The 13,232-nt window shown below is 65.0% G+C and carries 14 protein-coding genes; 6 read left to right on the plus strand and 8 right to left on the minus strand.

Going from position 1 to position 13,232, the window contains the following annotated elements; genetic code table 11:
* The first annotated feature begins 173 nt into the window (after positions 1-173).
* From QTI04_RS11865 to QTI04_RS11890, 6 genes are all read left to right on the plus strand, one after another.
* Entirely contained in the window at positions 174-443 is a 270-nt protein-coding gene (locus tag QTI04_RS11865) for a GlsB/YeaQ/YmgE family stress response membrane protein (RefSeq protein WP_286615813.1), read from the plus strand.
* A gap of 11 nt (positions 444-454) precedes the next feature.
* Positions 455-922, plus strand: a complete 468-nt coding sequence (locus QTI04_RS11870) for a YidB family protein (protein WP_286615814.1) — start codon at positions 455-457, stop codon at positions 920-922.
* Positions 923-962: 40 nt separating this feature from the next.
* Positions 963-3,002, plus strand: a complete 2,040-nt coding sequence (locus QTI04_RS11875; protein WP_336621882.1) for a RecQ family ATP-dependent DNA helicase — start codon at positions 963-965, stop codon at positions 3,000-3,002.
* Positions 3,003-3,181: 179 nt separating this feature from the next.
* On the plus strand, positions 3,182-3,562 hold the full coding sequence (locus tag QTI04_RS11880) for a hypothetical protein (protein ID WP_286615816.1): 381 nt from the start codon (positions 3,182-3,184) through the stop codon (positions 3,560-3,562).
* Complete coding sequence (locus QTI04_RS11885; protein ID WP_286615818.1) at positions 3,555-4,034, plus strand: hypothetical protein; 480 nt, start codon at positions 3,555-3,557, stop codon at positions 4,032-4,034. Before QTI04_RS11880 ends, QTI04_RS11885 begins: the two co-directional genes overlap by 8 nt.
* Complete coding sequence (locus tag QTI04_RS11890) at positions 4,031-4,771, plus strand: S9 family peptidase (protein WP_286615820.1); 741 nt, start codon at positions 4,031-4,033, stop codon at positions 4,769-4,771. Before QTI04_RS11885 ends, QTI04_RS11890 begins: the two co-directional genes overlap by 4 nt.
* Positions 4,772-4,830: 59 nt before the next feature.
* Here the strand turns inward: QTI04_RS11890 and QTI04_RS11895 are convergent, their stop codons facing one another.
* The 8 genes from QTI04_RS11895 to QTI04_RS11930 all read right to left on the minus strand — a co-directional run bounded on the left by QTI04_RS11895 (position 4,831) and on the right by QTI04_RS11930 (position 13,159).
* Positions 4,831-6,870 (minus strand): AsmA family protein, encoded by a 2,040-nt coding sequence (locus QTI04_RS11895; RefSeq protein WP_286615821.1) that lies wholly within the window; start codon positions 6,868-6,870, stop codon positions 4,831-4,833.
* Positions 6,871-7,072: 202 nt separating this feature from the next.
* Entirely contained in the window at positions 7,073-7,360 is a 288-nt protein-coding gene (locus tag QTI04_RS11900; protein ID WP_286603220.1) for a hypothetical protein, read from the minus strand.
* A 405-nt stretch (positions 7,361-7,765) separates the two neighbouring features.
* Positions 7,766-8,047, minus strand: a complete 282-nt coding sequence (locus QTI04_RS11905) for a hypothetical protein (protein ID WP_286615823.1) — start codon at positions 8,045-8,047, stop codon at positions 7,766-7,768.
* 52 nt (positions 8,048-8,099) lie between these two features.
* A complete protein-coding gene (locus QTI04_RS11910) occupies positions 8,100-8,987 on the minus strand; it encodes a Ku protein (RefSeq protein WP_286615825.1) in 888 nt (295 codons plus the stop codon).
* Between the two features lies 1 nt (position 8,988).
* Positions 8,989-9,168: a DUF3606 domain-containing protein gene (locus QTI04_RS11915; RefSeq protein WP_286603216.1), complete on the minus strand. Its 180-nt coding sequence runs from the start codon at positions 9,166-9,168 to the stop codon at positions 8,989-8,991.
* Between the two features lie 143 nt (positions 9,169-9,311).
* Positions 9,312-10,937 carry a UdgX family uracil-DNA binding protein gene (locus tag QTI04_RS11920; RefSeq protein ID WP_286615827.1) on the minus strand — a complete coding sequence of 542 codons (1,626 nt, stop codon included), beginning with the start codon at positions 10,935-10,937 and terminating at the stop codon, positions 9,312-9,314.
* 3 nt (positions 10,938-10,940) lie between these two features.
* Positions 10,941-12,344, minus strand: a complete 1,404-nt coding sequence (locus QTI04_RS11925; protein ID WP_286616113.1) for a putative DNA modification/repair radical SAM protein — start codon at positions 12,342-12,344, stop codon at positions 10,941-10,943.
* A gap of 173 nt (positions 12,345-12,517) precedes the next feature.
* Positions 12,518-13,159: a glutathione S-transferase family protein gene (locus QTI04_RS11930; protein ID WP_286615828.1), complete on the minus strand. Its 642-nt coding sequence runs from the start codon at positions 13,157-13,159 to the stop codon at positions 12,518-12,520.
* Between the last annotated feature and the right edge of the window lie 73 nt (positions 13,160-13,232).

Raw genomic sequence — 13,232 nt, forward strand, 5'->3', positions numbered from 1 at the left:
ATTGATCGGCCGTCGGGCCGAACCGTTGTAGGCGGCGGCTCGCTTGGCCGCACATTGCCGCGCGGCCTTGGGCGGGCCCGGCCCTTTTCCTCTCGAGTTTGGAGGTGTTGTCCTATAGGCATGCAGAGCCCGCGGCACGACGCTGCCCCTACCTGAAAATCAAGGAGCGCGTCATGAATCTCATCATCTGGCTGGTCGTGGGTGGCCTGATTGGCTGGGTCGCTAGCATGATCATGAAGACGAATGCACAGCAAGGCATGGTCCTCAATGTGATCGTCGGTATCGTCGGATCGCTGCTCGGCGGCTGGCTCGTGGCACCGCTTCTCGGGGCCGCGACGCTCAACCAGAACGACTTCAGCATCCGGGGGTTGTTGGCCTCGCTCATCGGCGCCGTGATCCTTCTGGCGATCGTCAACTTGGTGCGTCGCGGGCACGTCCGCTGAGGGAGAACGCAATGGGCCTGCTTACCCAAATCCTTGGCGGCCTGGCGGGCAACGCGCTGCGCGGCCGTGATGGCCAGCGGACCGGCGGCGGAATGAGCCCGGTGCTGATGGCGCTGCTGCCGGTGGTGCTCAACATGCTGAGCCAGCGCAGCCGGCAAGGCGGCGGCGCGGCCAGTGACGTGGGCGGCATCGGTGACCTGATCGGTCAACTCACACAGAAGGGCTATGGTCGACAGGCCGGCTCCTGGATCGCCACCGGTGCCAACGAAGCCTTGCCGCCCCAGGCCATTGACGAAGTCTTCGGCCACGATCAGCTGCGCCATATCGCGCAACAGGCGGGCCTTGGCGAAGACGAGGCGCGCAGCGGGCTGTCCGAGCTGCTGCCGGATGTGGTCGACCATTTCACGCCGGACGGTAACCTGCCCGAGGGCGACCAACTTTCGGCGAGCGTGGACGACTATTTGCGGCGGCTCACGTAGCGGCTGCTAGCGGGGCGCGGGTCTAGCGCGGCGCGTCGAGGTGAGCATTCTCGTCGGTGCATGGCCGGCGCTGATCTGGGGCCGCGTCCGCCTACACGCGCCGGTGGTCGCGCGCCTACGCAGGCGCGCCGACGCTCTCCATAAAGTGACTGATCACCCGTCAACGAACAAGCCCATGGCAAACAGCAACCTCCCCGGAGGTGAACACGCGCCGGCTGCCCCGCGCGGTACAGAGCTCGACGCGCTCGGGCGAGCGCTATCAGCGAGAGGCGGCAAAGATGCGCTCGACCCCACCGTATCCATCGAAGGCGCGTCGCCGCGTCGCCAGACCGACTCGCCACGACCGAAGATGACGATGACGAATCCGACAAAGCCCGCGCGCGCGCCTGAACGCCAGGCGAGCGCTGCCGCGACCGAAGCGGTGGCGCGCACCTTGCGCAAGGTCTTCGGCCTGCGCAGGTTGCGCGCGGGGCAACGCGAGGTCATCGCCCGCGTCCTCGACGGCCATTCGACGCTGGCCGTGATGCCGACGGGCGCCGGCAAGTCGCTGTGCTACCAGCTGCCGGCGGTTCTGCTTGAAGGTCGCACGATCGTGGTGTCTCCGCTGATCGCGTTGATGAAGGATCAGTGTGAGAAGCTGCGGCAGCTGGGCATTGGCGCTGTCCAACTCAACAGCCAGTGCCCGCCGGAAGAAATCAAGGCAGCGCACGCGGCGATCGAAGACGGGTCGGCGCGAATCATCTTGACCACGCCCGAACGGCTTGCCGACGAAGACTTTATCGCCCTCCTCCAAAACGCTACGACCGCGCTGCTGGTCATCGACGAAGCCCATTGCATCTCACAGTGGGGACACGACTTTCGACCGGCCTTCCTCGATATCGGGTCATCATGGCGGGCGCTCGGAACCCCTCCTGTTCTGGCGCTGACGGCCACCGCCAGCGATGAGGTGGCCCGCGACGTGATGGAGCGCCTGGGCATTCCGAAAGCCGGCCTCCTCGACACGGGAAGCTACCGGCCCAACCTGCGCTACGCCGTCGAGCAGCTCGCTACCGAGGACCGGAAGCACGAGCGCACGATCGCCCTGGTCAAGGACATCGTCGGCAGCGGCATCGTCTATGCAGCCACCATCAAGTCAGCCGAGGCAGTGCACGCAGCGCTCCATGCGAGCGGTGAGTCGGTGGCGATCTACCACGGGAGGCTCGGCGGCGCGCAACGGCGTCAGGCGCAGGACGCCTTCATGAGCGGCGCGGCGCGCGTCATGGTGGCCACCAACGCTTTTGGCATGGGCATCGACAAGCCGGACATCCGCTTCGTGCTTCACTACCAGATGCCGTCCGGGCTGGACAGTTACTACCAGGAGTCGGGTCGCGCCGGCCGCGACGGCGCGCCGGCCGACTGCATCCTGCTCTTTCATCGGCGCGACCGTGCGGTGCAACAGTTCTTTCTGACCGGGCGCTATCCTGATGCGAAGGAACTGGATGAGGTCTATGCAACCCTGCGCTCGGAGCCGCCCGGTGCCAATGGATGGACCCTGCAGGCGTTGCAAGACAAGCTGCATGCTCCTCGTGCCAAGGTTCACGTCGCGTTGGCGCTGCTCCGGCAACGGCGGATCGTGCGCCAGCTTGCCGACGGTCGTCTTACCGTCATTCGCCCGGCCGTCGCGGCGGACACGCTCAGCGCCATGCTCGACCACTACCGCGAAAAGCGAGAACAGGATCAGGCCACGCTCGAGGGCATGGTGTTCTATGCGCAAACCGGTCTGTGCAGATGGCAAGTGCTGTTGTCGCATCTCCAAGGCGAGGCCCCCGCGGCGCGTTGCACGACCTGCGACAACTGCAGACGCATCGCCGTCCACACCGCGCTGGCGGAGCAAGCCAAGGCCGCGCCCCAACCAGTGGAGACCGTGCGCGTGGCGCCCAGTTTCCAACCGGAGGCAACGGTACGGGTCCGGCGATACGGTGTCGGTCAGGTGCTGACTGCGGATGCGCTCGCAGTCGATATCGAGTTTGCCGATGGAAGCAAGCGCTCCTTCCATCCCGACTTTGTGCGCCCGGTGCGCTCGGCGCACCCCCGGCCCTGAGTGCGCAGCCCTGTCGGCATCGCCTACACCGTCTGCATCGGCAGGATGACAGCGCGAACCACCCCGGGAGCGTTATCACCGCTCCACGCGCTTGTGCAGAGCCGAGACGCTTGGAGCTGCGAATTGGCGGGGCTCAGTGGGCGCGGCATTGCTCGGCACGATCGCTCTGGAGGTTTCAAATGATTCATCCTCTCTTCAAAGCCGCGCTGAAGCGCCCTGACCTCCTGATCCGTCATCTGGCGAACTATGGGGAGCTTCTCAAATGCGAGGCCGCTGACGCCGGCAAAGGCCTTTTGGTGCAGGCCGCGGCCGGAGTAGCTGCTGCGATGGCACTTGTACTGGCGCTCGGCCTCACCGGTGTCGCCGTCATGCTGGGGATTCTTCAAGGGACCTTTCACTGGGTCTTGGTGGCGGTGCCTGCGGTTGCATGGCTCTGCGTGATGGTGGGTGGACTCATGGCGATGCGGTCCGTGGTTCGGCGAGACATACAGGACGTGCGCGACGAAGTCGAGCGCGATCTCCGGCTTATTCGACTTGCAAAGGAATTGAAGGATGAATGATTCATTCCAGGTCCTCACTCCGAGGGACAAACTCGCCCTGTCACGGGCCGAACTCCTGGCCGCCATGGGCTACCGGCAGATCGACGACACGCTCGGCACGCCCGAAGTGCAGGCCCTGCCGGCCCCTCGGGCATCCTTGGGGAGTTCCAGGCCTGGCTTTCTCAGCCGGTGGTGGCGTCAACACCCTGCCAGTACGGCGATGGAGTTGCTGGAGCCCGGACTGGCTCGATTCGCCCATCGACACCCCGGCAAGCTCGTGACCTACAGCGCCTCCGTGGGGTCCATGTTGGTGCTCCTCAGGCCCTGGCGACTGCTCTCGGTGGGCGCGGTGATCGCACTGCTGTTCAAGGCCTCGGACATCTCCGGAGCGCTTTATGCGGCGTTTCGCGGCTCGGGCCTTGACCCTGCACCGTCGAGTCGCGAGGTTGCCGAGCGTTTTGATGGCACTTTCGCTCCCGGTCCGCACTCTTGAAGCAAGTCCTGATCTCTGTGGACGGAACGGACGAGGTGCAAGGGGTGCTTGTGGCCGCGCCGAACACCTTGCCGGGCGTTCTCATCGTCCATGGGTGGGACAGCGACCAGGCCCACTATCAAATCCGAGCGGAAGACCTCGCGGCCCTCGGCTGCGTTTGCCTGACCTTCGACCTGCGCGGGCATGGGCGACGCCAAGATGTGAAGGCGTCCGTCTCCCGGCACGACAACCTGCGCGATGTCTTGGCTGCTTTCGATTTGCTCGCCGGTCAAGCGACGGTCGACCCGAAATCCATGGCGCTGATCGGCACCAGCTACGGCGGCTATCTGGCGGCAGTCGCAAGTGGCAGGCGAAGTGTTAGATGGCTTGCACTCAGGGTCCCGGCCCTGTATCCGGACGAAGACTGGGGCGTGCCGAAGGAGCAACTCGACCGCGCTGCGATCCTCGCGTACCGGGAGCAAGTCCGGCCGCCCGATTCGGACCGCGCATTGTCTGCGTGTCGGGCGTTCCGAGGCGATGCGTTCGTCGCAGGCTCGGAATTCGACGAGCTAGTTCCTGGCCCATGCATCGCGAGCTACGTTCGCGCCTTCCAACGCGCCAAATCAATCACCCATCGCACGATCCAGGGTGCAGATCATGGCCTGACCGACGAGCGAAGCCAGCGCACGTACGACGGCCTGTTGTCCGCCTGGCTCACCGAGATGATTCTCGGGGCGCGCACCCCAAGCAACCGCTGAGGCGCCGATGTCTCGGACGTGGGGCAATCGAGGGCTCGCCGCAACAGCAGCGGATCGGATCAACGCTTGCGCTCCGGTTGCCGCGCCTGTCCGGCCGCACCTCGTACCTGCTTTTGCACGTCCGCGCAGTCGGTGTTTTCGCCGGGACCGGTTTCGATGAGCGGCAGCAGGGCCGCCAGTGGGTTGATGGTCGCCAAGGCGATCGCGCCGCCGGCGCGAGCGAGGAGCGGGCCCTTCTCGATCTGGAACTCTGGCTGCTTGAAGCTGCCGTGCAGCCGCACGGGCGTGCGCAGCGAAAGAATGCCCACGTCCTTCGGCTTGGGCTCCACCTTCACGTCAAAGCGTTCGTGCGCCAGATCGAACCAACCCTCGCCGAGGATCTGGGTCTGCTCGGTGTCGATGACAAAGAGATTCGCGTCGCCGCGTCCGCGTTTGACGTCGAATGCAACCCCGCCGCAATGCACCACAATGTCGCGATCGCCGCCGACGAGCAGCTGAAGCGCTTTACCGCCGTTGAGCCCGCTCAATGCGTCCAGCAAGTTGGAGACCTCGCCATTGACGATCGTGGCTGAAAGCTTCCCATTGGCCACGGCCGCCGCATCCGCGATCGAATTGCCGCTGCCTTGCAGTTGAAGCCGTGCCCCCAGGCGCCCCGCGCCTTTGGCCAGGGTCTTTGAATCGGGGATCAAACGGTCCACGCGCACGCGCTGCAAGTCGACCTGAACGTCTGCCCGGATGGTCGGCTCGCGTGCGTCAAGCGTGACGCGTCCAGCGATCTTGCCGCCGGCGAACCCAAAGTCCAGGCGTGGCATCTTCAGCACCGAATCATGCAAATGCAATGCTGCGTCCAGACTTTCCAATGGAAGCGCATGGGGCACAACCAGTTTGGTTGCGGTCAGGGTGACATCGGCATCGATCTTCTGCAGGCGGCTGCCCTCGAACTCGCCGGCGGGCAACAGGCGGTCCGGCGTCACGGCCTTGTCTTTCTGCTTCGCGGCAGGGCGAGTGGCGGTCTCGCCTTGCGACAGATCTGGCTTTCCGCCGGTCTGTTTTGTCTCGATGCCGATCAGCGGTCCAAGGTCCGCGATGTTCAGGAGCTTGCTGTGCAGATCCGCCGTAAGCAGTGGCCGCGGCTCCCGCTCGAGATATGCGCCCTTGCCCGTCACGTCGGTGGATCCGATCTTTCCGGAGAGATCCTCCATCGTGTAGCGAGGACCTTTCTGTGTCAGGTGGCCCTGCAGCCGGTAAGGCGGCGAGGCCGGCAGCGGCAGAAGCAGGAAGGGATAAAGGTTTGCAAGGGTCCGACCCTCGATGAGCAGCCGTACATCGATGGCGGATATGTCCACCGCATCGGCGATCGTGCCTTCGACCTCGACCTTGGTGGTACCCGCGCTCAGGCGGCCCTTGAGCGGAAACGGAACGCCCGACTCCTGGAAGCTGAGGACCTCGCCCGTGAGGGCTTGGCCGGAAAAGCTGGCATCGTGGTACTTGCCCGTGAAGGCGTACTCGGTCGAGTAGCGCGCATTGACGGGGGGAGCATCGGCATCCTTGACCTTCTCCCGGCTCGCCGGATCGAACGTGGATGCGCGCACGTCCAGCTCGAAAGGCTCGCCGTGATCGATGTAACGCAGCCGGCCTTGGTCGACTGACAGCGTACTGATGCGCAGCTTGCTCGGCTCATCGCTCTCCGATGGCTCGGCAAGCGTCCAGTTCCGGCGATCGTCGGCAAGGCGCTCGAAGACGAGATCCGGCCGCGTCAGTGCCACACGCGGCACCAGGATCTTGTCAGGGAGGTCGCGAAGAGAGACCGAGAACTCGACCATCTCCGCCTGCGCCATGGCCTTGTCGGTTGCCCAAGGCGCGTTGCCGAAATACACGTCGCGCATCCGGATCGTCGGCGTCCACCCGAGCCGCACGTGCAGATCGGACATCCGGAATTCTCGCTCGGTCTTGCGCGAGATGTAGCGCTCGATCGGTGGCCTGACCCAGTTCCAGTCAAAGAGCACGAGGACGATGACCAGGACCGAGATCACGGCACCAGCGATCACCCAGCCGCGGCGTCGATGCACGCGCGGCGTCGGCGGGCTGGCGGAGATCATCAATCATTCCCCCAAAGAGGTGCCTGCAGAACCAGGCAACTCATCCTCTACGCGCGGGCCTGGTGCGCAGTCGGCCGCTGCGCTCGCTTGGTGTGGGATTTGGCTTGCGGCGTAGCCTTTGCCAACGCACCTTCAACGACGGTCGACGTCAGCCCCTCGCTTTGAAAGCGGCCGCGGGCCTAGGCACGCTCTCGGCGGGAGCTCATCTAGGTTCGGCAGCGCCCTTTGGCCTTCGGGGTGAGGGGCCCGAACGGCGGTAGATCGCCCATTTCACGGTCAGGATGTCTGCGGCGATCTTGGCCGCGTTGACCCCGGCATACGGCTCGTCCGGATTGAACTGAAAGGCCTCGTGGAAACGGATCACCTCTGCGTAGTCTTTGTCGAAGGTCATCGGACCCATGAGCTCAGCGGGATCGACTCCGGCCGGAATCGCCAGGAACTTCTTTGGATTTGTAGCGCTGTGGTAAAGGTCGACGCTCATCAGATTCATACAACTACCCCTCGACATGCTGAGAATGGTGAGGCGAACCGCGATAGGGTTCGACGCCACGGCCGAGCGCCCACGTCAGTTAGGCTGTCCATTGGTCTATCAAATGATCTGTCGCATTGGCGGACCGTGCAATCAGCGTGCGCCTACAGGGGTGTGGGCCCGCCGAATCTGGCAAGTCGCCCTGAGACGGGGGCACGCCCCACCGACGCCGCCCGACTCGCTCGCCTGCTGATCGGCCGGGACCTGTACGCGGTGCGCCACGCGAACAACGCGAGAAGCGCCTCTCGCAGGTGCGCCTGCGCTCTCCGACGACAGCGGCAACGATGCCGGGCGGCGGGCTGATGGTCGACTTTCCTTTTGACGCTGGTGTGGCGAGCGTTCCCGGCGTGCTGACCAGCCGGTCCTTCAGGATCGCAGGTCACCAAAACCGAATCGGCTCCCCGACCTGCTCGGCGCAGGTTCCGCATCCGCGACCTCGCGCGGCCCCTTGTCCAAGTCATCGACCATGACCTGCAGTGCCAACAAGCCGGCAGCCATGGCCTCGTGGTAGCTTGCTGTTGCGTCCGCCGCTGAATCGATCCTGGTCCACTGCGAGGACTTCGCCTTTTGCTCGATGAGGATCCAGCGATACCCGCCGTCTTGCGACTCATCGACGTAGATCGCGATGCGGCGGATGGACGCAAGCATTGGAGACCTTTGTGAGTCGACCGGCGCTGAGCGCGGCATGCGTGCTTTCCGATCACGCAGCCTTGCGCGCCCTGGCCGGCGCCGCATTCTTGGAAGCAGCCTTGCTCCGGGTCTTTTTCGAGGCCGGCTTCGAGGACTTCCTGCCCTTGAGGCTGCGGGCAAGCAGCTCAGTCAGATCGATGATCTCGGCACCTTCGGAGGGAGCCTCTTCTTCCGGCTGGATCACCGTTTCGGTGTCCCCCGCCTTCACCTTCTTGTCCACGAGCTTCATGACCTCGTGCTTGAACTCGTCCTTGAAATCCTCGGGCTTCCATTCGCCCGACATGTCCTTGACGAGCTGTTCAGCCATTTTCATTTCTGCTGCGCTGATCTTCGCCCCCTTCGTACCGGCGGGAGGCAGATCCAGGCCTTCGAGGGATTTCACTTCGTCACCCCATCGAAGCAAATTGAGCACGAGCGCCTTGTCGCTGGGCACGAGGGCGGCCAAATGCTGCTTCGTCGCAATCACGACCTTGGCCAGGCCGATTTTCCCGGTCTTGAGGAGTACCTCCCTCAGCAGCGCGAAGACCTTCTGGCCCTTGTTGACTGGGGCGACGTAGTAAGGGCGCTCCAGGTAGACGAACGGAATCGCGTTGGCATCGACGAAGCGTTGAATCTCAATGGTCTGGGTCGTGCGCGGGTACACCGCTTCGATCTCGTCCGGCGATATGACGACGTACTTTCCGTCGTCGTACTCGACGCCCTTCACAATGTCGTCCTTGTCGATCTCCTTGCCGGTCTTCTTGTTGACGCGCTTGTAGCCGACCGGATCCATGGTCCGCTTGTCGAGCCAGTCGAAGTCCACCCCCTCCTCGGTCGTAGCGGTGTGGAGACCGACTGGGATGTGGACCAGTCCGAAGGTGATCGCGCCCTTCCAGAGGGTTCTACCGCCTGTGGCCATCTCACTTTTTCCCGAGTTGCTCGGCGATTCGGTCGACGGCGACGCCCACTTCGGCAACCGCCTTGCGGAGGTCCTCCTCGGTCACATCGAAGCGCTGCATCCAGTAGCGAACTTCGTGCGGCTCGTTGACGTTGATCCGGCTACGGTCCTCTGGCCCGCGATTGTCCAAGTCGTCTGCCATGGCGTTCTCCTTTTGTTGCCTGCGCACAATTTACTTCCCGCGGCCGGCTTCGATGGCAGACAGGACTCTGCTCGCATGAAGGACAGTGCCGATGTCGAGCCAACACGGTCCGCTGCATGCCCACTCAGACGCGGACCACGGTCTCATTGATGTCGGCTTGAACTTGCGATCTGATCAGAGGTGCCGGTTGGGCCGGCGCGTAACGCGCGCAGTGCGTCTCCCGCCCCGGCGAGCAGAGCGGTCCACTCCGCCTCGCGTCGCGGCAAGCTGTCGCGGCCCGCCCGCAGCACCGCCGCTGGATGAGGCATGACATAGACCGGAAGCCCGTCGCTCGTGCGCGTGAGCCATCGGCCGGCATGCGCTTCGATGCTGACAGCTTCCTGCAGGAGACTCGCCAGCGCCGTTCGGCCCAGTGCGACGAGGGCGCGCGGACGCACGGTGGCGATTTCGGCCTCCAGCCAATGCGCACAAGCCGATGCTTCTCGCTGCGCGGCGGTTTTGTGGATGCGTCGCTTGCCGCGCCACTCGTACTTGAAGTGCTTGATGGCATTCGTGAAATACAACTCCTCCTGCGGCCACTGCAGCGCGCCGATCGCGCGATGCAGCAGTTGGCCGGCCGGCCCGACGAACGGCCGGCCGGCCAGATCCTCCTGATCGCCTGGTTGCTCGCCCACCAGCATCAGCGTCGCGCCGGCACGGCCCTCACCCCAGACGGTTTGCGTGGCGTCGGCCGCGAAGTCACACTCCTCGCAGCAGGAGGCCTGGTGCGCGAGCGACGCCAGCCGTTGCGACGGCGAGGCAGGCGGCGGCTCTGCAACCTGCCCGGCCTGGGTTCCGCCGCAAGAAGGGTGGACGCCTTCATGGCATCCCTCCCCCGGCAGTGGCACGGTTCGGCCCGCGCGGCGCTCGCGCGCGGGGCTGACGCGGGTCTCCATGCCATGAGCGCGTTGGTCCGCCTGCTGCATCAGCGAGGTGATTTGCGACGCCTCGGGCAGGTTGCGCCAGAAACGCACTGGCATTTCCCGGCGCATCATGGCGGGCTTGAGGCGCGCCGGGTTGAAAACGCTTCGGTAGTACGCCAGCCACAAACCCTCGCCTTCGTCCGGGCCAGGAGCGTCCTCGCGCGTCGCCGGCGGGCCGAAGCGCAGTGCATGGCGATCCCAGTGCACGCTGCCCCGCGGGGTGAGGATCGCCCAGCGCATGCTGGCGAACCGATCGACGAAAAAAGGCGCTGCCGCGCGCACCACATGGTGCGCTGGCTCGAACCAGGCGACGTGGCATTCGCCGGCCTCGTCGAGGAGCGGGCGAAAACGCACGAAGGCGTGCATCTTGTGAATCTCGCGGCGCACCTCGCGCGCCATGCGCTCGAGCCGCAAGCGGTCATCACGCAGGGTGTCGTTCCAGGCCCGCCGGTCGCCCAAGATGGCAGCGGCCAGCGTATGCGCCGCATGGAAGCGCTCTGGACTGTCGTGCAGCAGTGCGCTGCGCAGCAGTTCGATGAATGCGCGCGGCAGGCGCACCGGTGGCGCAGCGGGATCCGTGTGCGGTGCGCGGCTTGCCTCGGCGGGCGATCGGCCGTGCGTTTCGAACTCGCAGGGGGTCCCGCCGTGCGACCCCTGCAGCGGGTCGTCGATCCATGAGGACTGGCGCACTCGCCCGTCATCCCACCGCACCGCGTCAGGGTTGAACCCGTGGTGCAGGGCACCGCGCAAGGCCGAAAAGATGCCTGGCAGGTCATCGGGCGCAGGGATGATCAGCGAGATGAGCACGGGTCATTCCTGGCTGGACCCGCCCCAGCCGGATGCGAGCACCGTCGGTTGCAAAGGTGGGGCCAGCGGTGCTTCGGTGCCGAGCGAAGCCCTCTCGCCACCCGCGGCGAACAGGTCACGCTGCTGCGCCGGGCGCATCGCCATCCCGGCCCTTGTTTGCTCGGAGGATCGACGCCGCGCGACGATCGCATCCAGCCGAGAGGCGGCGTCGCTTCCCGGCCGATGGTCGGGTAAAGCCACGAAAGCCAGAATCCGTGCGCTGGGTGCGCCCAGGCGCAGGATGTCGGCCTTGCGAAGGCACCGCACGCTGCGCGCGCTCAGCAGGCGCTCGACCGATTGCGTGCCCAGCCCCGGCACACGCAGCAGCGTCTCCTTCGGTGCGCGATTCACATCCACCGGGAACCAGTCCGGGTGGGCAAGCGCCCACGCCAACTTGGGGTCCACGTCCAGCGACAGCATGCCGCCATCGGTCACCAGCTCGTGCTCCTCGAAACCGTAGAAGCGCATGAGCCAGTCGGCCTGGTACAGCCGGTGCTCACGCATCAGAGGCGCGGCGCGGCCAGGAAGCAGCGCGCTGGCATGCGCGATCGGACTGAACGCGCTGTAGTACACGCGCTTGAGACGATAGCTGCGATACAGGGAAACGCTTGTGCGCAGGATTGCGCGATCGTCGGAGGCATCGGCGCCAACAATCATCTGTGTGCTTTGACCGGCCGGAGCAAAGCGCGGTGGCGGCGGTTGCGCCGCAGGGGCGTTGGCCATGGCTCGCGTTCGCCGCGCTGCATGGCCCAACTGCTCTGCCGTGTCGTCGAGCTGCAGACGGATGCGGGCCATCGAGCGCTTGATGGCGCTCGCATTCTTTTGCGGCGCCAACTGCGTCAGTGCGCTCTGGCTGGGCAACTCGATGTTGATGCTCAGGCGGTCGGCATGAAGACCGGCGCGGCCGATGAGGTCGGCGCTCGCGTCAGGAATCGTCTTCAAGTGGATATAGCCGCGGAAATGGTGGTCCTCGCGCAGCCGACGCGCGACTTCGATCAGTTGCTCCATCGTGTAGTCGGGCGACTGGATGATCCCGGAGCTCAGGAACAGGCCCTCGATCACGTTGCGCCGGTAGAAGTCGAGCGTGAGCTGCACCACTTCGTCCAGCGTGAAGCGCGCACGCTCGACGTCGCTCGATTCGCGGTTCACGCAGTAAAGGCAGTCGTAGACGCACCAGTTCGTCAGCAACACCTTCAGCAGGGAGATGCACCGGCCGTCGGGCGCGTAGCTGTGACAGATGCCAGTCCCGCTGTTCGACCCCAAGCCCACCTGATCGCGCGAATGGCGCTTGGCGCCACCGGACGATGCGCAGGACGCGTCGTACTTGGCTGCATCGGCCAGGATGGCGAGCTTGCGCAGAATCGGGATGACCATGGTACTGTTATTTTATACAGTATTACTCCCTCAGCGCGCGCTCTTGTCAACCCGCAGGCCGGCATGCTCGGCGGGTATCAGGAAGCCGCTCGCTGCCCGGGGGTAGGGAGCTTCCAATGGGGGACTGCTCTGAAGCGAAGGGTCGGCAACCGATGCCGAGCTCGGCATCAGGTGAGCAGAAGCGGCATGCCGGGGTCGCCCTTCTGCATGGCGCGCTGGTAGGGCTCCCGCCCTGCAATGCGCTGCAGGTAAGCCAGGATGCTTGGATACGGCCTGAGGTCGAAGGGCATGAAGTAGCGCATCGTGGTCAACGAGAAGAAGGTCATGATGTCCGCGGCGGTGAAGTTCTCGCCCGCCAGGAACGGTACATCGCCGAGGCGCTTCTCGATCAGCGCGAAGGCGCCGACAAGCCGGCCGTTCAGGCGCGCGGCGATGGGGTTGTCGTCCGGCAGCTTCAGTCGCCGCATGAACATGTTGCGGCCCATGTTCGGCTGGAAATTGCCGTTGGCGTAGTGCCACCAGAAGAGGTAATGAACGTAGTCCGGATGGTCCGGTCCGAGCGTCAGCCGGCCGTTGCCGTACATCGCGATGATGTATTCCATGATGGCGCCGGACTCCGCAAGCAGGAGATTCCCGTCGCTGATCACGGGCGCCGTGCCCAGCGGGTGCAGCGCGACAAGTTCAGGCGGCGCCAACGCGGTGACCGGATCCCGCACATAGTGCTTGAGCTCGTACATCAGGCCGAGCTCCTCGCAGAGCCACACGATGCGCTCCGATTGCGACTTGCCGAGATGGTGGACGGTCAGCACGGTGCTTCCTTGAAGGTGGGACGCTGGATCATCGCAGGTGTATGCGGCTTCAAGCCTCCCAGGACGCGGCGGT

The organism is Variovorax sp. J22R115 (assembly GCF_030317005.1).
In the GTDB taxonomy this organism is placed as follows: Bacteria; Pseudomonadota; Gammaproteobacteria; order Burkholderiales; family Burkholderiaceae_C; genus Variovorax.